The sequence below is a fragment of the Streptomyces sp. NPDC046985 genome (assembly GCF_040644415.1).
Taxonomy (GTDB): domain Bacteria; phylum Actinomycetota; class Actinomycetes; order Streptomycetales; family Streptomycetaceae; genus Streptomyces.
The window spans coordinates 38453-63534 of record NZ_JBEYWK010000029.1; the positions used below are offsets into that span (position 1 = coordinate 38453).

Annotated in this window: 11 protein-coding genes; all 11 read right to left on the reverse strand. The window is 74.0% G+C overall.

Annotation, left to right across the window (positions count from 1 at the left end):
* Window positions 1–567: 567 nt before the first annotated feature.
* Window positions 568–1836 (reverse strand): pyridoxal phosphate-dependent aminotransferase, encoded by a 1269-nt coding sequence (locus ABZ861_RS29145; protein WP_361636237.1) that lies wholly within the window; start codon window positions 1834–1836, stop codon window positions 568–570.
* Window positions 1833–3143: a 4Fe-4S cluster-binding domain-containing protein gene (locus tag ABZ861_RS29150; protein ID WP_361636240.1), complete on the reverse strand. Its 1311-nt coding sequence runs from the start codon at window positions 3141–3143 to the stop codon at window positions 1833–1835. The genes ABZ861_RS29145 and ABZ861_RS29150 overlap by 4 nt, the downstream gene beginning before the upstream one ends.
* A complete protein-coding gene (locus ABZ861_RS29155) occupies window positions 3140–4219 on the reverse strand; it encodes a GntG family PLP-dependent aldolase (protein WP_361636243.1) in 1080 nt (359 codons plus the stop codon). The genes ABZ861_RS29150 and ABZ861_RS29155 overlap by 4 nt, the downstream gene beginning before the upstream one ends.
* Entirely contained in the window at window positions 4209–6455 is a 2247-nt protein-coding gene (locus tag ABZ861_RS29160) for a pyridoxal-phosphate dependent enzyme (RefSeq protein ID WP_361636245.1), read from the reverse strand. The genes ABZ861_RS29155 and ABZ861_RS29160 overlap by 11 nt, the downstream gene beginning before the upstream one ends.
* Window positions 6455–7450, reverse strand: coding sequence for a kinase (locus tag ABZ861_RS29165; RefSeq protein ID WP_361636248.1), 996 nt, complete (start codon window positions 7448–7450; stop codon window positions 6455–6457). The genes ABZ861_RS29160 and ABZ861_RS29165 overlap by 1 nt, the downstream gene beginning before the upstream one ends.
* The gene (locus tag ABZ861_RS29170; protein ID WP_361636250.1) at window positions 7447–8931 is read right to left on the reverse strand and encodes a lyase family protein; all 1485 of its coding nucleotides are present in this window, start codon (window positions 8929–8931) and stop codon (window positions 7447–7449) included. Before ABZ861_RS29170 ends, ABZ861_RS29165 begins: the two co-directional genes overlap by 4 nt.
* Window positions 8928–9155 carry an MbtH family protein gene (locus tag ABZ861_RS29175; RefSeq protein WP_361636253.1) on the reverse strand — a complete coding sequence of 76 codons (228 nt, stop codon included), beginning with the start codon at window positions 9153–9155 and terminating at the stop codon, window positions 8928–8930. The genes ABZ861_RS29170 and ABZ861_RS29175 overlap by 4 nt, the downstream gene beginning before the upstream one ends.
* 93 nt (window positions 9156–9248) lie before the next feature.
* The gene (locus ABZ861_RS29180) at window positions 9249–10514 is read right to left on the reverse strand and encodes an MFS transporter (RefSeq protein WP_361636256.1); all 1266 of its coding nucleotides are present in this window, start codon (window positions 10512–10514) and stop codon (window positions 9249–9251) included.
* A gap of 14 nt (window positions 10515–10528) precedes the next feature.
* A complete protein-coding gene (locus ABZ861_RS29185) occupies window positions 10529–17692 on the reverse strand; it encodes an amino acid adenylation domain-containing protein (RefSeq protein ID WP_361636258.1) in 7164 nt (2387 codons plus the stop codon).
* Window positions 17689–24348, reverse strand: a complete 6660-nt coding sequence (locus tag ABZ861_RS29190) for an amino acid adenylation domain-containing protein (protein WP_361636261.1) — start codon at window positions 24346–24348, stop codon at window positions 17689–17691. The genes ABZ861_RS29185 and ABZ861_RS29190 overlap by 4 nt, the downstream gene beginning before the upstream one ends.
* On the reverse strand, window positions 24345–25082 hold a 738-nt coding region (locus tag ABZ861_RS29195; protein ID WP_361636264.1), incomplete at its 5' end, for a phosphopantetheine-binding protein. The genes ABZ861_RS29190 and ABZ861_RS29195, both read right to left, overlap by 4 nt.

The window sequence follows — 25082 nt, forward strand, 5'->3', positions numbered from 1 at the left end:
GGACCATCGCATCCTGGATCCCGACGCAGCCCCGGGTACCTCGTCCAGTCTTCCACTCGGGCGGTGAAGCCGGCCCTGCATGACGCCATGCCCGCGCCACTTACCTGAGTCCACTTCATGCGCAAGCGAGGTAGTCGCAAAAAACATTGCTCGGGTGCATGCGCTCCCAGCGGTGAACCCTGGGCGATCAGACTCCTCGACCATCACGCACAGCCCTCGCTCCAGCCAAGCCCAAGAACAAAGCTGCAGGTCAGACGCCTACCCATATGGGCTTCTCATTCCAGTGCGCTGGGGATTCTCATGCGATGTCACCAAGAACGCCTTACTCCATGTCACCACATCTGCGCCCCGACCAGCAAAGGTGCGTGGCATCGAGATGAAAACCACAGGTGACACTGAAATGAGAAGTCGCACCTTCGCGTTCCGCTGTCCGGACTCCCCCGGCCGCCTTCGGCTCGCTGGTGCTGGGCCATCGCCGAGGGCGCGGGCCGGCAGGTGGTCGGTGGTGATCCGCGCCGGTCCTTCCGGGGCCGGTCCGCCCCCGGAAGGACCGGCGCGGGCCGGGGGTCATCCGGCCAGGGCGGTGAAGACCTCGGCCAGGTGGTCCAGGCGGCGCCGGACGTGCGGGACTGCGGCGGGTGTCGGGGAGCGGAGGACCTCGGCGCGCTCCTCTTCGGTGTCGCCGTACAGCAGGCTCGTCGCCGCGCGGAAGCGGAGCGCTGAGGGGGCGTCGCCGAAGGGGGCGCCGGCGAGGACCGCGACCGCGTGGGTGTCGAGCAGGTGTGCCTGGAGGGAGGCGCCGTCGGTCACGCCGTAGCGGGAGAGGGCCGCGCGGTGCGGTTCCAGGTCCGGGTAGAGGTAGAAGCCTCCCGCCGGGCGCGGGCAGCAGGCGCCGGCCCGCTCTACGATGCCGTGCAGCGCGCAGGTGACCGAGGCGTGCACCGCGGTGCACCGGCGCACGTGCTCGCGCAGGTCCTGCGGCTCGGAGTAGGCGTAGGCGGCGACGGCCTGCATCGGGCCGGACAGCGACGACCACACCTCGCTGGCCAGGCCGAGGACGCGCTCGCGCAGGCGGTGGCCGCCGGGTGTGTCGGTGAACCGCGCCGTGCCGACCCGCCACCCGCCGACACCATGGCTTTTGCTCAGGCCCGCGGTGACCACGACGCCGTCATCGAGCAGCTCTCCGGGGCTGCGGAACGGGGCGGCCGGGTCGTGCAGTACGTCGCGGTAGATCTCGTCGCTGATCACCACCACGCCGTGCTCCCGGCTGATCCCGCACACCGCCTCGACCACGCCGCCGGGCGCGAGGGCACCGGTGGGGTTGTCCGGCAGGGTCAGCACCACCGAGCCCACCGGCCGCCCCTGGCGCTCGGCCGTCTCCAGGACCGCCCGGTAGGCGGCGGGGTCGGGTACCCCGCCGGAGCCGGACGGCACGGGGACGAGCCGGGATCCGGACCGGGCGAGCCTGGCCTGGGCGGGGTAGGTCACCCAGCACGGCCGGGGCAGCACGACGTCGCCCGGGATCGCGTCCATCAGGGCGTACAGCAGCGGTTTGCTGCCGGGAGCGAGGACGACCTGGTCGGGTGCGGTGGGCATGGCGCGGCGGGAGAACCAGCCCGCCACCTCCGTCAGGGCCTCGCGGGAGCCGGCGACGGGCGCGTACCCGAACCCGGCCGCGGTGTGCAGTTGTTCCACCAGGCCCGGAAAGACCGGCAGGCGGGCCTCCCCGAAGCCCAGGTGGATGATGGACTGCCCGGCGGCCTTCCGTTCCTCGACCTCTTCGTGCAGGGCGAGGTTCGCCGCGATCGCCGGCCGCCGTGCGACGGAGGTGCTCATGCGTTCCTCCTTGCCGTCAGCAGGGCCGAGGCGAGGTCCACGGGCGTGCCCGGCGCCGCCGTCAGGTCTGCGGCCCAGGACGCGGACGGCGCTCCGGTGGCGGTGAAGGGGCGTCCGGTGAGCGCCGGGTCGCGCGCCTGGATGAACCGCAGGTCTAGGACCGCCTGGCCGTCCACGACGGACGCGCCGTCGACGACGATCTTGCCCGGTGTAGCCGACATCACCGGGCCGCGGACGGTCCGGGCCAGACCCGGCAGCGAGCTGTACGCGTCCCGGAACGTCTGCCAGGCGGAGACGAGCGGCACCTTGAAGTAGTCGTAGGGGCCGGTGTCGCGCTCCACGAACATGTAGTACGGCGTGATGCCCTCCATCGACTCCTCCCGCCACAGCCGCGACCACACGGCGGCGTCGTCGTTGACGTGTGCCACCAGCGGTGCCTGCGCGTAGAGCTGGGCGCCCACGGACCGCAGCCGGCGCACCGCGGTGAGGGTGGCCTGGGGGCGCAGCTCGCGGGGGTGGCTCAGGTGCGCCATGACGGCGAGCCGGCGTCCGGAGTCGACCACCGATTCGAGGACCCGCAGGAGGTCGTCGGAGTCGCGGTCGGTCAGGAACCGCATCGGCCAGAAGGTCAGGGCCTTCGTGCCGATCCGGATCGTGCGCAGGGTCGGCACGGTCAGCAGGGCGCGGACGTGTTCGCGCAGCCGGTCCGCGGACATCATCATCGGATCGCCGCCGGTGATGACGACGTCCTCGACCTCAGGGTGGCGGCGCAGGTAGCTGACGGCGTCGTCGGGCCGCGAGGTGGCGAAGCGCTGGCCGGGGTCCCCGACGAACTGCGCCCAGCGGAAGCAGTACGAGCAGTAGGCGTGGCAGGTCTGCCCCTGGCTGGGGAACAGCAGCACGGTCTCGGCGTACTTGTGCTGCAGGCCCGGCAGCGGTTCGTCGTCGAGGACGGGGACGTTGTGCTCCTGCTGCCCCGAGGGGTGCGGGTTGAGGCGGGCGTGGATCGCGCGGACGACCTCGCGCAGCGCGCCCCGGTCGTGCTCGGCGGCCGCGAGGGCGTGCATGTCCTCCGCCGGCAGCATTCCCGGCTGCGGGAACGTCAGCTGGTACATGGGGTCGCCGGGGACGTCGGACCAGTCGATCAGCTCTTCCAGCACGTGGGTGTTGACCCGGAACGGCAGGACGTGGGAGAGCAGGCGCACCGCGCGGACGGTGTCGTCGTCCAGTGCGTACCGGCGGGCCAGGTCGTCCAGCGCATGCGCGGTGACGGCGCGGTATCGGGTCGCCAGGGTCGTGGTGCTCATGCGTTCGCCCCCTGGGTCCGGCGGGAGTCCAGCAGGGCGGCGACGATGTCGGCGGTGCGGGTGATGTCGTCGGGGCTCACGCCTCGGTGGATCACCGCCCGGATGCGTCCGTGCCCGAACTCCCCCAGGTTGACGCCGTGTTCGTAGGCGGCGGCCACGAAGGCGGCGGGGGTGAACAGCTCCGGCGCGATGCGGAAGAGCAGGATGTTGCTGCGCGGCGGCGCCGTGAGGAGTTCCAGTCCGGGGATGCGGGCCAGCTGGGCGGCGAGGGTGCGGGCGTTGGCGTGGTCCTCGGCGAGCCGGTGGTGTTCCTTGAGGGCCACGATGCCCGGTGCGGCCACGATCCCGGCCTGCCGCATGCCGCCGCCGAGCATCTTGCGCCAGCGCCTGGCCCGCTCGACGAAGCCGGCGTCCCCGGCGAGGATCGAGCCGATCGGTGCGCCCAGGCCCTTGCTGAGGCAGAACTGCACGCTGTCGACGTGCCGGCAGATCTCCGCCGGGTCGGTGTCGAGGGACACCGCGGCGTTGAACAGCCGGGCACCGTCCAGGTGCAGGGCCAGTGCGTGGTCGGCGGTGAACTGCCGTACGTCGGCGAGGTATTCCAGTGCCAGGGGTTCGCCGCCGCAGCGGTTGTGTGTGGTCTCCAGGCACACCAGCCGCGGCGGGACGAACTGCGGGTCGTCGTCCTCCTCCGGGAACGCGTCCGCCAGGTCGGCGAGGGTGAGGGTGCCGTCGGGCCGGGTGGGGACGGGCTGGTAGGCGATGCCGCCCAGGACGGACGCCCCTCGGGCCTCGTAGAGGTAGATGTCGCTCTCGTCGCCCACCAGCGCGCTGCCCCCGCGCGGGACGTGTGTGAGCAGGGCGGTGAGGTTGGCCATGGTGCCGCTGGGCATGAGGACGGCCGCGTCCTTGCCGACGGTGGCGGCCGCCTGCGCCTCCAGCGCGGCGACGGCGGGATCCTCCCCGTAGACGTCGTCGCCCAGCTCGGTGTCCGCCATGGCGGCGGTCATCTCCGGGGTGGGCAGGGTGAAGGTGTCGCTGCGGAGCTCCACCTGGGTGTCGGTGTCAGCGGACATGGACGGTCATCTCCTTCATGGCGAGGTCGAGGGCGTGGTCCACGTCGGCTCGGGTGCGGCCGGTGGCGATGATCGAGCCGATGCGCTGCAGGGCGTGGGTGGGAGCGGACACCGTGGCGCCCGGGGACACGGTGAGGTCCACCCGTTCGACGCCGGGGACCGCCAGTGCCTCCGCCTCGCCGGTGATCCGCTCCAGCGTGCCGCTCGCGGGGGCGGTGAGGAACCGGATCCCGGCGCACAGGGCCCTGCTGGGGGTGAGGTCGGGCCGGTGACCGGCCGCCTGCCGGACCTGCTGGTCGATCAGGTCGATGCCGGTCGCGTACCGGATCAGGGTGGGGATCCGGCCGCCGGCGAGCCGCGGGTTGATCTCGACGACGACCGGGCCGGCCGCGGTGAGTTTGACCTCGGTGTGGGCCGGGCCGTGCGCGAGGCCGCAGGCGCTCAGGGCGGCGCGGACCTCGTCGAGGACCGCCTCCTGCGTGGGCGGCGGCAGTTCGGCCGGGAAGCGGTGTCCGAGTTCGACGAAGTGCGGCGCAGCGGAGACGGTCTTGAGGGTGAGGCCGATCACGTGGGTCTCGCCCGCGTGCCCGAACGTCTCGACGCTGACCTCCTGCCCGTCCAGGTACTCCTCCACGAGGGCGACGCCCGCGGCGGCCTGGCCGCGCGCGTTGTGGCGTACCGCCAGCAGATCGGCGAGGTGGCGGCGGGCCTGGTCCGCGTCGGGGACGAGCAGCACGCCCTGCGAGCCGGACTCGTCGGACGGCTTGACCACTCGCGGGAAGGACAGGCCGGCCAGGGCGGTGTCGAGGTCGTCACCGGCGGAGACGGTCGTGAACGCGGGCTGGCGGCAGCCGGCCCGCGTCAGCACGGCCCGGCTCAGGTGCTTGCGGCGGCAGGTGCGCACCGCCGCGGCGTCGGGGCCGGGCAGTCCCAGCCAGCCGGCCAGGTCGGCGACCGCGGGCACGTAGAAGTCGCTGGTCGTGGTGACGCACCGGATCGCCTCGCGGCGGAAGCGCTCGACGACGGTGTGCCGGAGCGCGGACGCGTCGTTCGTGTCGCATTCGACGACCTCGCAGCCGTCGGGGACCTGGTAGCGGGAGGGGTCACGGGTCAGCAGGGTGGGCAGCAGGCCCAGTCCGGCGGCGGCGGCGAAGGCGTCCATCCCGGTGCCGGTGGTGTTGGACTCCACGAACAGGGCGCGGGGGGTGTCGACGGGCAGCGGATCGTCGGTGTACGACCAGGCCGACACCACCTGGTCCAGGTCCACCCGTGACGGCTCCTGCCGTACCGGCATGGCGTCGATGCGTCGGTCGCGCCAGAATTCCTCGCTGTGGACGGAGTCCACGTAGCGGTCGCCGCGGTCGGGCATGATGCCCACCAGCCGGGTGCCGGGCGGTGAGGTGCGGGCCAGGTGGCCGAGTACGGCGTACACCGACCCGGAGGTGTTGCCGGCGAAGAGTGCCTGCTCGGCGGCGAGGCGCCGGGTGGCGTCGAACGCCTCCTTGTCGTTGAGCCAGTGCACCTCGTCGATGAGGGAACGGTCCAGGTTCTTGGGCAGCAGGCTGTTGCCCAGTCCGCTCTGCGCCCGCTGCGGCCAGTCCGGCTGGCCGAAGAGGGCGCTGCCGACGCAGTCCACGCCGACGACGCGTAGTCCGGGCAGGCGGTCGCGCAGGCCGCGGGCGGTGCCGGTCAGGGAGCCGCCGGAGCCGACCGCGCCGATCAGGGTGGTGAACTCGGGCAGGTCGGCGAGGAGTTCACCGGCCAGGGAGCGGTAGGCGGCGGGGTTGTCGGGGTTGCTGTACTGCTGCGGCCAGAACGCGCCGGGCAGGGTCCGCAGCAGTTGCTCCAGCAGTTCCAGCCGGGCACTCTGCCAGCCGTGTCCGGTCATGGCCTCGACCACGTGGACGGTGCAGCCGAGCGTGTCGAGCTTCGCGCGGGTGACGGGATCGATCCGCGGGTCGGTCACGATGTGCACCGGGTGCCCGAGGGACCGGCCGACCAGGGCCACGCCCAGGGCCATGGTGCCGGAGGAACTCTCGATGACGGGGGCGCCGGGCCGCAGGTCGCCGCGCCGGCGGGCGCTGAGCAGGATGTGCCGGGCGACCCGGTCCTTCATCGCGAACAGGTTCTGGAACTCCAGCTTGGCGTACACCTCGACCTCGGGCCGCCAGTCCGGGTGGCGCAGTCGTAGCAGCGGGGTGTGGCCGATCGCGTCGCGGACGTCGTCGTAGAGCACTAGCGTGTCTCCCTGCTGACAAGGGGCGGGACATTCGGCACGGCATGGGCGGGCTCTCGGCGGGAGTCACCGCCGGGAGCGGCGACCGTGCGGTAGACGAAGAGGCGCGAGTCCTCGCAGCCCAGCACGGCGCGGGCGCGGGCGGCGATCTCCGGGTCGGGGCGGCCGTCGATCAGGGTGCCGACCATCGTGCCGCTGTGCGCGGTGACGATCCCGACGCCGCCCAGTGCCGCGCACAGCCGGCGGGCCGGTTCCAGGTCGCGGGGTGCCGGGAAGCAGCCGGACAGCGACAACTCCGCGCTGCGGGTGCTGATTTCACCGACCGCGGCCAGGTCTCCGGCCGCGACCGCCCGCTGGAGCCGCTCCAGCAGTCCCTGGTACTCGCGCCGCACCGCCGCACGGGGCGACTGCCGGACCCGGTTGAAGCGGACGGTGTCGACGGTGCCGCCGAGGTCGATGCCGACCACGGTGGCCGGCGGCAGGAAACCGAAGCGGGCCCGCAGCCGCACCCGCCGGTGGAAGAACGCGACCACCTCGTCGTACATGACGCCGTCCGAGGGCTCCACGGGCCGCAGACAGTCCTCGATGTCCGACGCGCTCAGCCGGCGTCCGAGGCTCGCGGCCACCGCCCTGGCGGTGGCGACGAGGTCCGCGGAGGAGCTGGCCAGTCCCTTCCCTTCCGGCAGGCTGCTGCGGATCGACAGGATTCCGCCGCCGGCGCGGCGGTTGTCGGCCAGGATCCGGCGGGCGACCTCGCGGGACTTCAGCTTGCAGGCCGGCCGGACGACCACGTCGTCCAGGTCCGCGCGCGGCTGGAACGTGGCGACGGAGCGCTCCTCGATGGGCAGAGTGACCAGGAAAGCCTCACGGGGGTCCTGCAGTTCGCCCTGGAGCAGCTCCCCGAAGGTGCCCGGCGCGGTGCCCACCCCGGTGCCCGGTCCGGGCCCGCCCGATCGCGGGGGGCTCGCCGGGCTGTGGTACGGATCGGTTTTCATGGCAGCAGTTCCCCGTTCTCGGTGGTCCCCTCCTCGGGGGCGGCGGCCGATCGCCGCTCCTGCCAGGCGGCGCGGATCCGCGCCAGCCGGCCGCGCTGTTCGTCCAGGAGCGCGGCCACCTGGTCGGGTCCGGTGGAGCCGGCCGAGACCTTCGCCAGCAGGTTTGCGTCCACGTCCAGGGCCCGGCGCAGCGCTCCCTCGGCGTCGGCGACCGCGTGCCCGCCGCGTTCGGCCGCGACCTGGCGCAGCAGGTCCGGGTGCGGCACGGCCAGGTCCAGGCCGCTGTCGAGTACGGTCACCACGTACCGCCCGACCAAGGCTTGCGCGTCGCGCCACGGGATGCCGTCGTCCAGCGTCAGGGCGTTGGCCAGGCCGAACCCGCCCAGGAAGTCGGACTCGACGGCCGCCCGCATCCGTGCCGTGTCGAACTCCGCGTTGTCGAGCACCACCGCGAGCAGGGTGCTGACCAGTTGGGCGTTGCGGTGCGCCTCCAGCAGTTGCGACCCGCCCTCCTTCGCCACCTCGACGGAGTTGGCGAAGGCGGTGTTGCGCTGGCACAGCAGTACGTCGAGGTGGATGGAGCTGAGGTGGGCGGACTTGCCCCGGATGCGCTCCAGGACCGGGTAGTTCTTCTTCTGCGGCATGGCGGAGGAGATCCCGGCCAGCCGGTCCGGCAGCCGCAGGAAGCCGCGCTCACCGGACCAGGCCATCAGGTCGGTCACGAACCGGCTGACCCGCACCCCGAACGCGGACAGGTCGCCGCTCATCTCCAGCGCCCAGGAACGGGAGGCGACCGACACCAGGGCGTGCGGCTGCGGGGCGCCGAAGCCGAGCAGATGGGCCAGCCGGTCGCGGTCCCACGGCAGTTCCTGCCCGGCCATCGCACCGGCGCCGAGGGGACAGGCGTCCATCCGGTCCCAGGTGGCGAGCAGCCGGGTCAGGACCGCGAGCGTCTCGTCGGCCAGGGCGAGGAGGTAGAAGGCCGGCGTCACCACCTGTGCGGGCTGCAGGTGCGTGTAGCCCGGCATCGGGGTGCGCAGATGTCCGGCCGCCAGCCGGTGGGCCCCGTCGGCGACCCGCGCGACGGCGTCGGCCGTCGCGCAGAGCCAGCCGCGGGAGGCCATCAGCTGCGCGCACGCCTGAATGTCGTTGCGGCTGCGGTCGACGTGCCAGGGCGGGGGCGTTCCGCCGGCGGTGTGGACGGCTCGTTCGACGGCGAACCAGATGTCGCTCATGTTCGCCGCCGGGTCCGAGGAGACGCCGTCCCGCTCCACGGCCTCCAGGCCGCGCGAGACCGCCTCGACGCCGGCCGCGTCGAGGACCCCCATGCGCTGGTACTCCGCGAGCAGCGCCCGCTCGATCCGCAGGTAGTACGGCAGGTACTCGCGGCGCTCGAAGTCGAACTGCGGTGTCAGGACGGCCTCGTCGAGCAGGGCGTCCGGGTCCGTGCCGATCCGGCCGGTGAGTATGTGGCCGGTCATCGGGGCGAGCCGTTGCCGTCGGCGGCGGCCATGGCCTCGCGCACGCTCCTGGGCCGCATGTCCGTCCACACTTCCTCGATACGGGCCAGGCAGTCGGCCTTCGGGCCTTGCGTGCCCTCGGTCCGCCACCCGTCGGGCACCTCACGGTCGGCCGGCCAGATCGAGTACTGCTCCTCGTCGTTGAGGACGACGAGGTAGGTCCGGAGGTCTTCGGTCTCGGGCATGTGTCTCTCCTTGGTGGACGGTGAGCAAGATCCGGTTCGGTGGGTGGTACGGAAGGTCCGGCCGGGGCCGGCGGTGTGCGGGGCGACGGCCGGTCAGGCGACGGTTTCGGGGACGGCTTCGAGGTCGCGCAGCGCGCGCAGACGCGGCACGCGGGAGGTGCCGATGGGGATCAGCGCGAGGAGCAGGCCGAACGCGGCTGCCACCAGCGTCGGGACCAGGCCGATGGACCCGCCCAGGAACCCGCCGGCCAGCGTGCCCAGCGGGGCCACGCCCATCACGACCAGCCGGATGCTGGCGTTCATCCGCCCCTGCAGCGCGGCGGGGGTCAACGTGGTGCGGAGCGTGCGCTGGTTGACGTTGTAGACGATGATCGACGCCGCGTCCAGCACGTGCATGACGACGAGGTCGGCGACGGCCAGCGGGCCGGGCAGGACCGCGGCCAGCGGGACCAGGAACGCCGTCACGACCGCCACCGCGATCGCGGACACGATGACCGGTCCGTACCCCAGGCGCCGGGCCAGGGAGGTGGCGATCAGGGCCCCGATCAGGGAGCCGACACCGGAGGAGGAGAAGATGAGCCCGATGACGAAGGGGTGCAGATCCAGCTGCCGGGTCATGAACAGGATGAAGATGGGTTCGATCATGTAGGTGAACAGGTTGAACACCAGCGTCGTGGACACCAGCGCCCGGATCACCGGGTGCCCGGTGACGAAGCGGGCTCCCTCCTTGATGGCGCGCAGCATGCCGGCGTCCTCGGCGACCGGGGGCGGGGACTCGGGGGCACGGATCCGGCTGACGCACGCGGCGGACAGCAGTGCGGTGACGACGTTGAACAGCATGGCGAACGGGGCGGTCAGCAGCTGGACCGCCAGTCCGCCGATGCTGCCGCCGGACACGGTCGCGGCGGAATTGCTCAGCTCCAGCTTGCTGTTGCCCTCGGCGATGTCGTCGCGCGCGACCACGAAGGGCAGGAACGACAGCCCACCGATGTCGGCGACGACCTCGCATACCCCGGCGCCGAAGGCGACCGCGAGGAGCAGACCGATGTCGAGCCGTCCCGTCCAGGCGGCGACCGGGACGACGGCGAGCACCGCCGCCCGGCACAGGTCCACCACGACCAGGGTGCGCCGCTTGGCCCGCCGGTCGAACCAGACGCCGACGTGCAGGCTCATCAGCAGGTACGGCACGAACGCCATGGCCGACAGCACGCCCAGCTCGGCCGGTGAGGCGTGCAGGGTCAGCGCCGCGGTCAGCGGGAGCGCCACGGCCGCCACCTGGCCGCCGAACAGTGTCATGGTGGTGCCGAGCCACAGGTTGCGGAAGTCGGCCTGCCGCCACAGCCCGAGCCGCCGGCTCACCCCCCTCACCGCGCTCACCGCGTGCCGGCCTCGGTGAACCGGCGCACCGCGTCGGCCAGCGCCTTGACCCAGGGCGGCCGCACCAGCGCGTAGTGGTCGGTGTCGATCGCCTCCAGGCGGAAGTCCTCGGCGCCCGCCAGCTTTCGCCAGCGCCGCACGTTCGCGTCGGTCGTGCTGTGCCGGGCCTGCACGTAGAGCACCGGCCGGCCGAGCGGGCCGGCGGTGTAGGAGTCGGCCGCCGCCCGGTTCGCCGAGAACACCGCGAGCATCCGTTCGAGGCCGGCCTCCGCGACCTCCCGGAACTCCGTCGCGTCGGGGCCCGCCGTGCGGTCCAGGTCGGCTCGGAACGCCTCCTCGTCCTCGCCGTGCCGAACCCGCCCGTCCGGATGGGTCGTGTCGATCAGCACCACGCGGCAGTCCCTCCCCTGTTCCTCGATCTGTCGTGCGGCCTCCCAGGCGAGCAGCCCGCCGTCGGACCAGCCCGCCAAAGTGAGCGGTCCCGGTGCGTGCGCCGCGGCCGCCACCAGCCGGGCCGCGGCGGCGGGCACCGACGTGTGCGCCGACTCGCCCGGCCGCAGCCCCAGGGCCTCGACGGTCACCACGTCGAAGTCCTCCTGGAGCAGGGGCAGCAGGTGCGCGTAGCCCAGCGCGTGGCCGCCGACCGGCGGGGCGAGCAGCAAGGTGGCCGACGCCTGCTCCGGGCGGGGTCGGGCGGGTGTGCCGAGCGGCCGGTCGCGGACCGCGGTGCCCGGCTCGATACGCGCCGCCAGGGCGCGGATGGTCCGGCTGTCGAGCAGGTCGCTCAGGTGCAGCCGGGCACCGAGCCGCTCGTCCAGCAGGGCCACCAGGCGCAGCGCGGCGAGCGAGTGGCCGCCGGAGTGGAAGAAGTCGTCGTCCCGTCCGGGCTCCTCGACGCCGAGCACGTCGGCCCACACCGCGGCGACCTCGCGCTCCAGCGGTGTGCCGGGCGCGCTGTGCCGGGCGCCGGGCGCCGCGGTGCCGCGCGGTTTCGGCAGGGCCCTGCGGTCGAGCTTGCCGCTGGCGGTCAGCGGGAGCCGGTCGAGGACGACCACGGCGGACGGCACCATCGCGTGCGGGAGCCGGGCGCGGCAGGTCTCCCGCACGGATTCGGACAGCGCCGCCCGCGCCGTGTCACCGGACGCCGGTGTCACGTACGCCACCAGACCGTCGTCCACGACGGCGGCACGTACGTCGGCCACGCCCTCGGCGGTGGCCACCGCGCTCTCGACCTCGGCGAGTTCGACCCGGACGCCGCGGACCTTGACCTGGTCGTCCCGGCGGCCCCGGAACTCGACGGCGCCGTCCGGGCGCAGCCGTCCGATGTCCCCGGTGAGGTAGCCGCGCAGCGGCCGGCCGTCCGCTCCGGTGGCGGCGACGAACGCGGCCGCGGTGAGGGCGGGGGCGCCGACGTAGCCGGTGGCGAGCCCCGCGCCGCTGATCAGGATCTCGCCCTCGGCACCCCACGGGCAGGGCAGTCCCCAGCTGTCGACGATGTGCAGGACCGTGTTGTCGATGGGGTGGCCGATCGGTACCACGCCCGAGCGATCCTCGGGCCGGCACTCCCAGTGGCTGACGTCGACCGCGGCCTCGGTCGGGCCGTACAGGTTGTGCAGGGCGGCGCCGGTGCGGTCGTGGACCGCGTCGCGCTGTCCGGCCGTCAGCGCCTCGCCGCTGCAGAAGACGTGCCGCAGGCTCGACAGGTCGCCCGTCGGTGGCGCCGCGAGGAACGCGTCCAGCATCGAGGGCACGAAGTGCAGCACGTTGACACGTTCCCGTTCGATCAGGCCGGCCAGGTACGCTGGGTCGCCCTGCCCGCCCGGCCGGGCCACGACGGTGGTCGCGTCAGCCAGCAGCGGCCAGAACAGCTCCCACACCGACACGTCGAACGTGAACGGCGTCTTGTGCAGGACCCGGTCCTCGGGGCCGATCGGGTAGGCGGACTGCATCCACTCCAGCCGGTTGACGATGGCCGCGTGGTTCACCGCGACGCCCTTCGGCCGCCCGGTGGAGCCGGACGTGAAGATGACGTAGGCCGGCGCGGTGTCGGGGACGGCCGGCAACGCCTCCGGCACGTCGGCGGCGGCCGGGGTGCCGGTGCCGTCCGGTACCGGCACCGCGATCCGGTCCGACGTCCAGGACGGCGCGTCGCCGGCCGGGGCGGTGACCACCACGCGCACACCGGCCTGCTCCGCCTGCTCCCGGCAGCGCCGGTCGGGGGCCTCGGGGTCGACCGGTACGTAGGCGGCGCCCGCTTTGAGGACGCCGAGGACGGCGGTGAGCAGGTGCTCCGAGCGCGGCAGGCACACCGCGACCCGGTCCCCCGCCCGCACTCCGGCTTCGGCCAGCGCGGCGGCCAGCAGGGTGGAACGGGCGGCCAGATCGCCGGCGGTCAGCCGGCGCTCGCCGGCCAGCGCGGCGATCCGGTGCGGACGTGCGCGCAGCCGCTCCTCGATCAGGCCGTGCAGGGTCCTGCCGCGCCGCCGCTCCACCTGGGGGCCGCGCAGCGCCTCCAGCCGCTTCAGTTCGTCCGCCGACAGCAGGGTGTGCGCGCGGAACGCGGCATCGGGGTCGCCGGTCGCCTGGGTCAGGGCGGTGACGTAGTACCCGCCGAGCCGGGTGAGGAAGTCGGCGTCGAAGCGCGCCGTGTCGTGGCGCAGCGTCAGGTGCACGGTGGAGTCCTCGTCGCTGTAGGAGAACTCGGCGCCCAGCGGCACCTCGGAGCTGGCGACGGAGCGGTCCGCGTCGTAGGTGATCGCCTCCTGCGTGCGGCGTGCGGCGGCGAACCCGTGGAAGTTGGTGAAGTTGAAGAACGTCTCGAACAGCCGCTCCTGGCCGCTGTCGGTGAGGATGCGGCGCAGCGGGTAGCGCCGGTGCGGCTGCACCGCCGCGTCCTGTTCGGCGACGGCCGCGATCAGCCCCGCCCATGACCCGCTGTGCAGCGGGACACGGAAGGGGACGGTGTTGAGGAACAGGCCGATCAACTCGTCCCCGCCGGCCGTCTCTGGCCGTCCGTTGTAGACCACTCCGGTGATCACGTCGTCCTGGCCGAGGACCGTGTTCATCACCCGCAGGTGGGCGGCGAGCAGCACGATCCGCACCGAGACGCCCAGGGCGCGGGCCGTGCGGGCGACCGCCACACCCACCTCGGCGGGTACGTCGATCCGCTGGGTGCGCATCCCGGTACGGCCGGACGCCGGGGCGTGCGGCAGGACCGCCGGAGCGGGGTCCGCGGTGCAGGCACGCCAGAACTCCCGCGCGGCCGGGTCGGCCAGCGCCCGGCGCTCCAGGGCCACGTAGTCGCCGAAGCCGTGCGTCGGCGGCTCGCGGCGGGCGGCGCCGCCCTCGCCGATGCGGTGCAGGTACAGGTCGATGAGTTCACCGACCAGGCAGTGCTCGCTCCACCCGTCCAGCACCGCGTGGTGCTCGGTGACGAACACCGCGGCGGAGTCGGCGGCCAGCCGTGCCACGCGCAGCCGCAGCAGGCCGGGCCGCGTGACGTCGAAGGCGGTGGCCCGCTCCTCCTCGAAGATCTCCTCCAGCCGCCGCTCCTGGACCTCCGCCGGTTCACCGCCGAGGTCGTCGCCGCGGAACCGCACCGGTGCGGCCCGGTGCACCAGTTGCAGCGGCTGGGCGTACCCGGAGACGTGGAAGGACGTGCGCAGGATCTCGTGGCGTGCGACGCACTGCTCCAGCGCCCACCGCCAGGCGGCCTCGTCCAGGGTGCCGCGCACCCGGTTACGGGTGACGTTGTGGTAGAGCCGGGGATCGGCCGCGCTCTCGAAGAGCATGCCGCCCTGCAGCGACGTGATGGGGTAGGCGTCGATCACGTCGGCGGGCATGGCGGCTCGTTCGGCGGGGTCGAGGTCCTGCATCGCGGTCCGACCACCTGGCGCGTCCGAGTCGCGCACCGGCCGTACGTGCGGGGCGAGTTCGGCGATTGTCGGATGGTGCAGCAGGGCCGCGACGTCCACGTGCAGGCCCCTGGCACGGGCCGCCGCGCTGATGCGGATGCTGCGGATGGAGTCGCCGCCCGCGGCGTAGTAGTTCGTCCGTGTTCCGATCGCTCGGGTGTCCAGCACGTCGCGCCAGATGTCCAGCAGCACCCGTTCGGTGGCGTCGGTGGGCTCGCCGTCCGCCGTCGCGTCCGCGCCGTCCCCGCCGTCCCCGGCGGCCGCGGTGAGGCGCCGCTCCGCCACCGCCGCGCGCAGTGCGGCGCGGTCGAGCTTCCCGTTCGGGGTCAGCGGCAGGGCGGAGACGGGGACGATGTCGCGCGGGACCATGTAGCCGGGCAGCCGGCGGGCGACGGCCGCGCGCAGCCCGGCCGCGTCCGTCCCGCCGTCCGGGGTGACCACGGCGGCGCACAGGTAGTCGCCCTCGTCGTCGCGCATCACCACCACGGCCACGTCCCGGACGCCCGGCAGGCCGCTGAAGGCGGCCTCCACCTCGCCCGGTTCGATGCGGAAGCCGCGGACCTTGACCTGGTCGTCGGCGCGGCCGGCGAAGACCAGTTCCCCGTCACCGGTGGTGCGCGCGAGGTCGCCCGAGCGGTACATCCGGGCCCCCGCGCCGCCGAACGGGTCGGGCACGAAGCGCTCGGCCGTCAGCGCGGGCCGGTCGAGGTAGCCGTCGGCGAGGCCGGCGCCGCGCACGACGACCTCTCCCGGTACGCCCGCCGGGACCTGCTGTCCCGACGCGTCGAGCACGACCACGTCCAGGTGGGGCAGCGGCACGCCGATCGGGCTGACCCCGCCGGAACCGATGTCCCCGACGGTGATCCGGCGGTGCGTCACGTGCACGGTGGTCTCGGTGATCCCGTACATGTTGACCAGTTCGGGCCGCTCGGTCCCGAAGGCCGCGACCCACTCGCGCAGCGTCCGGGGGTCGAGCGCCTCACCGCCGAAGACCACGTAGCGCAGGGTGGCCACGGCGTCGGGGGCGGCCGCGGCGAACGGCTGCAGCTGCCGGAAGGCGGTCGGCGTCTGGCTCAGCACGGTGACGCCCTCGTCCGCGACCAGCCGCCAGAACGCCTCGGGGGAACGGCTCACCTCGTAGGGGACGACGACGACCCGTGCCCCGGAGGCGAGGGCGCCGTAGACCTCCCAGACGGCGAAGTCGAACCCGAAGGAGTGGAACATGCTCCACACGTCCGCGGGGCCGAGGGTGAAGAGCCGGTCGCACGCGTCGAGCAGGGCGCCGACGTTGCGGTGGGAGACGAGGGTGCCCTTCGGCCGGCCGGTGGAGCCCGAGGTGTAGATGACGTACGCGGTGTCCCCCGGTCCGGTCCGCGGCAGGGGGACGTCCGGGGCCGCTTCGCTCGTGTCGGCGTCGGTGTCGATCGTGGTCACGTCGATGGCGCCGTCCCGCAGCGTGCGGCGGCCCGCGCCCGCGACGACGGCGACCCGCAGGCCGGCGTCCTGGGCGATGAGCCGCAGCCGCGTCGCGGGGTTGACCGGGTCGAGCGGGACGTAGGCGGCGCCGGCGGCCTGGATGCCGATCATGCCGACCACCAGGCGGACGTCGCGGTCGGCGCACAGCCCGACGAGGTCGCCGCGCCGCACCCCGGCCGCGAGGAGCCGGCGGGCGAGGTTCTCGGCCGCCTCCAGCAGCTCCCGGTAGGTGAGGGTCCGCCCGCTGCCGGAGACCGCGGCCGCATCGGGTGTCTCGCGCGCCCACCGGCGGACGCGGTCCAGCAGCGTGGCGTCGTCCGGGGCGGCCACCGGGAGGGCCGGCCGGGGTGCGCTGTCCGCGGACGGCAGGATCGTCGCCAGCGGCACGTCCGGCTCGGCCGCCGCGCGCTCGGCCAGCGCGAGCAGGTGCGCGGCGAACGCGGCGACGGTGGCCGGGCGGAACAGGCCGGTGCGGTACTCGAAGATTCCGCGCAGCCCGTCCCCGTCGGCCTGGAACTCCAGGTTCAGGTCGAACTTGGCGGTGGTCGCCGTGCCGTGCACCGGCTCGATCTCCAGGCCGGGCGCCTCGTAGCGGACCCTGGGTGTGTTCTGCATGACGTAGAACGCCCGGAGCATCGACGACGGGCGCGGCCCGCCGGGCGCGGCCAGCGCCTCGACCACCCGCTCGAAGGGCAGCTCCTGGTGGTCGTAGGCGTCCAGCGCGGCCGTGCCGACCTCGCCGGCCAGGTGGCCGAACGACAGGCCGGTGTCGACGCGCACCGGCAGGGCGAGCGTGTTGACGAAGAGGCCGACGGTGCGCTCGAACTCCTCGCGGGTGCGCCCCGCGACCGGCGTGCCGACCACGATGTCCCGCTGCCCGGTGAGCCGGTGCAGCAGCACCCCGTACAGGGCCAGCAGCCCGCTGCTCAGCGTGGTGCGGTGCTCCGCGCAGACGGCGCGCAGCCGCGCCGTCAGGGCGGCGGGCACCTCGAATACGTGGACGGCACCCGCGTCGGCGGCGTCCGCACCGGCGGCTTCCGGGCCGGCGGCTTCCGGGCCGGCCGCTGCGGCGCCCGCGTCCTCGGCGCCCGCCGCGTGGGGGCGGTCCGCCGGCAGGTCCGTCTCCAGGGCGCGGCCGGCCAGGGCCTCGCGCCAGAACGTGGTCTGCCGCGCGGCGGCCGGGCTCTCCAGCCACTCCTGCTGCCAGGCGGCGTAGTCCGGGTAGTCGAACTCGACCTGCGGCAGTGTGTCGCCGCGCCCGGCGACCTCGTCCCGGTAGGCCTGGAGCGTCTCCTCGACGATGATCGAGACCGACCAGCCGTCGACCACCAGGTGGTGCATGGCCAGCAGCAGGATCCACTCGTCGCGCCCCGCCACGCGGGCCAGGGCCGCGCGCATCAGCGGCCCGGTCTCCAGGTCGAAGCCGCGGGCGCTTTGTACGTCCGTCCAGTCGCGCGCGGCGGTGTCCCCGGCGGGCACCTCCGTGTCCTCCCAGTCCAGGGCCGCGTCCGGGTCGACGGCCTGCTGGATGCCGTCGCCGGTGACCACGAGATGGGTGCGCAGGGCCTCGTGCCGGCCATGCACGCGGGCGACGGCGCGGCGCAGTGCCGCCGTGTCGAGGTCGCCGCGGATGCGCAGGCACAGCGGCACGTGGTAGCGCGTGCTGTCCGGGAGCGCCCGGTCGAGGAAGTACATGCGCTGCTGTGCCGAGGAGGCGGGGAAGAGGTAGCAGCCGCTCTCGGTCGCCGTGTCCTGCTGTCCGGTGCTCACGTGGTCCTCCGTTCGCGGCGGCGGACGACCGGTTCGGGGCCGTCGTCCGGGCCGGCGCCGTCCGCGGCGGGCCGGTCCCGCCGCTCGTCGAGCTGTCGGGCGAGGGCGCCGACGGTGGGGTGGTCGAAGACGAGCCGCAGCGGCACGTCTTCGCCGTACCGGCGGCGGATGCGGGAGATGATCCGGGTGGCCAGGAGGGAGTGGCCGCCGAGCGCGAACAGGTCGTCGTCCAGGCCGACGCGCTCTTGCTGGAGCACCTCCTCCCAGACGGCGGCGACGAACCGCTCGGTGTCGGTGCGTGGCGGCCTCGGCTCCCGGACGGTGGCCCGGCTCGCGGCGAGTTCCTCCAGTGCCCTGGCGTCGATCTTGGAGTTGCGGGTGAGCGGGAAGCGGTCGAGCAGGTGCAGCCGCGCCGGGACCATGTGGGCCGGCAGCAGTTCACGCAGCCGGTCCAGCAGGTCCGTCTCCCGCCCGGCGCCGCCGGGCGCGTCCGGCGCGTCCACGGCGAAGGCGACGACGCTGCGCAGATCGGCCGGGCCGCCGTCCGCGGAGCGGTCGGTGCGCACGAGCAGCACCCGTGCCGCGTCGACACCGGGCAGTCCCCGCAGGACCGACTCGATCTCGCGCAGGTCCACCCGTTGGCCGCGGACCTTCACCTGGCTGTCGATCCGGCGCACGTACTCGATCTGGCCCTCCCGGTTCCAGCGCACGTGGTCCCCGGTCCGGTGCAGGCGGCCGGGACCGCCACCGAGGTGGTCGGGCACGAACCGCTCGGCGCTGGAGGCGGGCCGGCCGATGTAGCCGTCGGCGATCCCGGTGCCGCCGACGTACAACTCGCCGGTCACGCCGTCCGGCACGAGCGCGCCGTCGGGGTCGAGCACCCACAGGCTCGATCCCGGGATCGCCCGGCCCACGGGGGTCGCCGGCGCCCAGTGTTCCGGGTCGCCGCTCAGCACGGTGGTGGTGACCACGTGCGTCTCGGTCGGGCCGTAGTGGTTCACCAGCCGTTCGGTGCGCACCCGGCGCAGGAAGTCCGTCAGGGCCGGTGTGACCAGCTGCTGCTCGCCGGTGGTGATGATCTCCGAGAGCCGCAGCGGCGGCAGGTCCCCCGACTCGCGGGCGTACTGGACGAGGTTGGTCAGCCCGCCGAAGGAGACGAACAGCCGTCGTACGTCGTGCCGGGACATCACGTCGAGCAGCACCACCGGGTCGCGGCGGGCGTCGTCGCTGGGCAGCATCACCAGGGTGCCGCCCGCGTCCCAGGTGGAGAACATCTCCTGGCAGGAGACGTCGAAGGTGGTCTGGTTGAACTGCAGCACCGCGGTCCCCGCGTCGAGCGGCAGTTCTTCGCGCATGCTCTCCACCAGGTTCACCACGGTGCGGTGCGGCATGGCCACGCCCTTGGGCGTGCCGGTGGAACCCGAGGTGTACAGCACGTAGGCCAGCGAGTCGGGAATGCGCGGGACCGGCCGCGTGGTGGCCGGGGCCTCGGGCAGCCGGTCCAGGACCCGCAGCGCCGGCCGGTGCTCGGCGGCGGTGCGCTCCAGGCCCTCGCGCAGCGAGGGGTCGCAGACGACCAGCCCGATGGCGGCGTCCTCGATCATGTGGGCGAGCCGTGCCCCGGTCTCGGTCACATCCAGCGGTACGTACGCGGCGCCCGTCTTGAGGACACCGACGATGGTCTGCAACTGCCGGACACAGCGCGGGAAGCAGACGCCCACGGTGGCCCCCGGGCCGATGCCGAGAGCGGCGAGGCGTGCCGCGACGTCGTCGGTGCTCTCGTCGAGTTCCCGGTAGCTCAGTACGGTGTCGCCGAGGACGAGGGCCGGGCTGTCCGGGGTGCGCCGGCGCTGCTCGCGCAGCAGGTCGGGCAGGACGGCCCGCCGGTCGGTGGCCGGCCGGCCGCGGCCCCGGACGAGCAGGTCCTCGCGTTCCGCGCGGGAGAGCATGTCGAGCCGGGAGACGCGCAGGCCGGTGGCTCCGGGGGTCGTGGCGGAGGCGAGCAGCCGCAGGTAGTGCCCCAGCCAGCGTTCGGCGGTGCCGTGGTCGAACAGCGCGCCGTTGTACTGCAGTTCGACGTCGAGGCGGTCCCCGCGGTCGGCGACGGAGAGCAGCAGGTCGAGCTTGGCGGCGCTGGGCGCCACCGGCAACTCCTCGACCGTGACCCCCTCGAACCGGGGCGCGGCGGTGAGTTCCGGCTGCATGTCGAACATGACCTGGAAGACGGGGTTGTGGTGCGGGGAGCGGACCGGGTCGACGGCCTCGACCACCTTCTCGAACGGGACGTCCTGGTTGTCCAGCGCGTCGAGCACCCCGTCGCGCAGGTCCCTCAGCAGTTCCGCCAGTGTCACCTCGTACGGTGCCGTGTGCCGCAGCGGCAGGGAGTTGACGAAGAATCCGATCAGGTCCTGCACGTCGGCGGAGGCCCGGTTAGCGGTCGTCATGCCGACCACGACGTCCCGCGCCCCGCTGAGCCTGCGCAGCAGCACGACGAACAGGCCGAGCATGACCACGGACGGCGTGCTGCCCGCGTCGAGCGCGACCCGGTTCACGGCCTCGCGCAGCGTCCCGTCCACCTCGGCGCGGACGGTGGACACGCGAGGGGCGGTCGCGGTGAGCGGGCGGGGGTGGTCCTGCGGCAGTTCCAGCAGCTGCGGGGCGTCGTCGAGCACCCGCTTCCAGTGGGCGAGCTGGTCGTCGTAGCGGCCGGACGCGAGCAGCGCGGTCTGCCGGCGGGCGTGGTCGTGGTACTGGACGGGCAGTTCCGGCAGGTCCGGCGCCTCGCCGGACGCGTACGCCGAGTAGGCCGCGGCGAGTTCGCGGAACAGGACCGTGAAGCTGCGGTCGTCCACCACGATGTGGTGGGTGTGCAGGGCGAGCACGGTCTCGTCGGGGGCCACCCGGTAGGCGGTGAAGCGGACGAGGGGCCCGCCGGCCAGGTCCAGCGGCTGCCGGGCACGGTCACGGGCCGCTTCCAGCGCGGCCTCCCACGGCAGGTCCACGACATCGAGTACCTGGTCGGGCACCGGGTGGATCCGGTACTCGGCGCTGCCGTCCTCGCGGGTCGGGAAGGTGGCGCGCAGGATCGCGTGGCGGCCGACCACCTGCCGGAGCGCCGCCTCCAGAGCCGCGAGATCGAGGCCGCCGCGCAGCCGCAGCAGGCGGAAGACGTTGTACGAGGTGTCCCGCGGATCGAGCTGTTGGAGGAACCACAACCGCTGCTGCGGCAGGGACAGCGGCAGAATGGCCGGGTCGGAACCGTCCTGGCCCGACGGCAGGTCCGCGACGGCCGGCTCGCGCGCCGGGCCGGTGCCGCTGGTGCCTCCGGTGCCACCTGCTTCTACGACGGCGGCCAGGTCGCTGAGGACGGGGTGGTCGAAGACGGCGCGCAGGCCGATGCGCAGGCCGTGGTCCCGTTCGGCCAGGGCCAGCATGCGGGTCGCGGCGAGGGAGTGGCCGCCGGCGCGGAAGAAGTGGGTGTCGCGGCCGACGGGGCCGTCGAGCAGGTCCGACCATAGAGCCGCGAGCAGGTGCTCGGTGGGGGTCCGCGGCTCTTCCGCGTCCTGTGGCGCGGGTGCCGGGAGCCGGTCGAGTGCCCGGCGGTCGACCTTTCCGCCCGCGGTGCGCGGCAGCCGTTCCAGCAGGACGGTGCGGCCGGGGCGCTTGCCCGCCGGCAGTTCGGCGGCGAGGTGGCATGCGATCGCGTCGGCCGTGACGGCCGGTCCGGCGACGGCCCAGGCCGTCAGGCCGCCGGCGTTGACGGTGACCGCCGCGTCCAGCACGCCGTCCAGTCGGCGCATCGCCGCCTCGATCTCGCCGGGCTCCACCCGCATGCCGTTGACCTTGACCTGCTCGTCGAGTCGGCCGAGGTGTTCCAGGCGGCCGTCCGGCAGCCAGCGGGCCAGGTCGCCGGTGCGGTAGAGGCGGCCGCCGGGGCGACCGGTCAGGTGGTCGGGAACGAACGACACGGCGGTACGGCCGGGCAGGCCGGCGTAGCCGCGGGCCAGTCCCTCGCCGCCGATCAGGATCTCCCCGACCGCGCCGATGGGGCTCAGCCCTCCGTCGGGGTCGACCACGAACACGTCGGTGCCCCGGTTGGGGCGCCCGATCGGGACGGTGCGAAGGTCGTCGTCGGTGGCGGGGACGGTCTGGCTGACCGATTCGATGGAGGTCTCGGCCAGGCCGTAGAAGTTGAGGATCCGTGCGCCGGTCTGCCGCCTGGCCTGCCGGACCAGCTCGGCGGGCAGGCGTTCGCCGCCGCACGCGACGATGCGCAGCGTGTCGGCTTTCGCCAGTTCGTCGCCGATGAGCCAGGTCGCCAGCACGGAAGGGACCGCGTGCAGCACGGTGACCCTGTGCCGCGCTGCGGTGCGGATCTGGGCCCGCGCGTCGTTCTGCTCGGCCGGGTCGGCCAGGACGACCGCGGCGCCGGCGGTCAGCGGCCACAGCAGCTGCCAGATCCACGGGTCGAAGGCGGCCGAGGTGGCCTGCAGGACACGGTCGTCGGGATCGAGCGGGTGGGCCGCTTGCAGCCAGCGCAGCGTCGCGCACAGGCCCCGCCGGGTGACCAGCACCGCTTTCGGCTGTCCGGAGGAGCCGGAGGTGGTGACGCCGTACGCCACCGCGTCGGCCGGCGGGGTGTCGTCCGCGCCGTTCGCGGCCTTGGTGCGGCTGCCCAGGGCGTCCGGGAAGACGGCCGGTCCGATCACGTTCGGGCGCTCCGCGCCGCCGGGTGAGTCGAGTACCAGGCGGGCGGCTCCGTCGGGGGCCTGGTCGGTGAGTTCGCGTTCGCCGACCACCAGGCGGGCCCCGGCCGCGGCGAGGGTGCGGCGGACCGCGGCGGGGGGCTGCGCGGTGTCGACGCCGAGGAAGGGGACGCCGACGGCCGCGCAGGCGAGGGTCAGCGCGGCCTGGGTGAGCCCGCGCGGCACGGCGACGGCGACCAGTTGTTCGCCGTGTACGCCGGTGCCGCGCAGGACCGCCGACCAGTGCGCGATCTCCGCGGCCAGTTCCGCGTAGCTGTGGGTCGCCTGGTCGGTGACGAGGGCCGGCCTGTCCGGGGCGGCGTCGAACCCCTGCCGCAGCAGCGCCCACAGGTCGGCGTCCTCCCCGTCCGGCTGCCGCCCGGTGGCGAACGACCGCAGTTGGTCCAGTTCCCCGGCGGTGTGCGGGTCGGCGGCGGCGATGGAGGTACCGGGCGGCGCGGAGGTCAGGCGGTGCACCAGGGCCTGGTAGGACCGGGCGAGGCGTTCGACGGCGTCCCGGTCGAACAGGTCCGGGCAGTACTCGAACTCGCAGTGGATCTCGTCGTCGCCGAGTTCCGCGTTGAGCTCCAGCGGGAACTTGGCCGCGCCGCGCAGCGGGCGAGCGGGCCGCAGGGGCGCCGAGCCGAGCCGCAGGGTGCCGGGGGCCTCGGTGACGTTGCACATGACGCCGACGAGCGGGTCCCCCGCCCCGCCGGACGCGGTTCCGCCGGGCCCGGCGTCGCGGACCACCACGTCGTAGGGGAAGTCCTGGTGTTCCAGGGTCCGGTTGAGCGTGTCGCGGGTGCGCTGCGCGAGGCTCGCGAAGGTGTCGCCCGCCTCGACGCGCACACGGAGCCCGACCGTGTTGACGAAGAGCCCGACGGTGTCCTCGAACCCGTCGCGGGTCCGTCCGGCGACCGGCACGCCGATGGTGACGTCGTCCCCGGCGCCGTAGCGCCGCAGCAGCAGGGCCAGGGCGGTGTTCAGCACCGTGAAGGGCGTCACCCGCTGCTGCCGGGCCCAGTCGAGGAGCCGGCGCCGCTCGTCGCCGGCCAGGGTGACCAGCGCGATGTCGGACGGGGCGGTGGACGCCTCGAAGTCCGCCGGGCCGCGGCCCGCCCGGTACGGCAGCGGGGGCGGTGAGGCGCCGTCGAGTTCACGCCGCCAGAAGTCCCGGCCGTCCTCCCACCGGCTCCCGCCGACCTCGCGCAGCTCCTGGCGGGCGAAGTCGGCGTAGCGCGTCCCGCGTGCCGGGGCGGAGGCGGACGCGGCGGGAGACTCCTCGGCGCTGCGCGCCTCGTAGAACCGGGCCAGGTCGTCCATGAGGACCGACTCGGAGCGGGCGTCGGTGACCGCGTGGTGCAGGGTGAGGACGAGGAGGTGCCGGTCGGCGGCGAGCGTCGCCAACCCGACACGGACCAAGGGGGCGGTGGCCAGGTCGAAGGGGCGCAGCGACCACTCGCGCACGAGCCCCGAGGCCTCGCGGTCCCGGTCCTCCTCCGGCAGGCCGCTCAGGTCCCTCGTGTCGAACTCCGCCTCAGCGTCCGCCGCGACGTCCTGGACCAGTTCTCCGTCGCGCAGCACCAGGGCGGTGCGCAGGCCGTCGTGCCGGGCGAGGAGGTCCCGCATCGCGGACCGCAGGGCGGGCACGTCGAGGGGGCCTTCCACGGTCCACGGCAGCGGCACGTTGTAGGAGGCGCGCTCCCCGGCCAGGCCCTCCAGGAACCACATCCGCTGCTGGGCGAAGCTGGCCGGCGCCGGCCCGCTCTCTCGGTCGTCCAACTCCCCGTCGTCCAGCTCCGCGGCGCCGTCCGACGGGGGCCGGGAGCCGGGCAGCCGGACGCGGCCTTCGAGCAGTTCCTCCAGCATCCGCCGGCGCAGGTCCGCGATCCGGTCGTTGTCGATGGTCATACGTCCTCCTCGCGGTCAGTCGCCTCGCTCGTTTTGCCGCCGAGCAGCGCGTCGAGCTGGTCGGCGTCGAGTTCGTCCAAGCGAGCGGTGAGCTTCGCGGTCACCAGGTCGGCCTGCTCGGCGAGGGTCGCGGTGGACAGGACTCCGCGGATCCCGATGTCCACGCCGAACTCGGAGCGGATCCGGTTCACCAGCGCCATGGCGAGCAGGGAGTGGCCGCCCAGCGCCAGAAGCCCGTCGTCGGCGCCGATCTCCTTCTGGCCGAGCAGCTCGCTCCAGATCGCGGCCAGCCGGATCTGCACCGGGCCGCTCGGCGGTGTGAACGCGCCGGCGACGCTGTCACGGTCCGGGTCCGCTTCGGGCAGCCGGGCGCGGTCGACCTTGCCGTTGCGGTTGAGCGGCAGGGCGTCGAGGACGACCACCAGTGAGGGCACCATGTGCGCGGGCAGGCGTTCGGCGGCGTGGGCGCGGACGGCCTGGCGCAGTTCGTCCTGTGGCGCGGCGGCCTGCGCGGCGGAGGTGCCGCTGACGGGGGTGACGTGGGCGGGGCTGCCGCCGGCGGGAGTGCCGTAGGCGGGGCTGCCGCCGGCGGGGGTGACGTAGGCGACCAGCCGCGGGCTTCCGACGTCCCGGATCGCCACGGTGGTGTCGGTGACGTGGGGGTGGGTGCTGATGACGGTCTCGATCTCGCCGAGTTCCACCCGCATGCCACGGATCTTGACCTGGTGATCGGT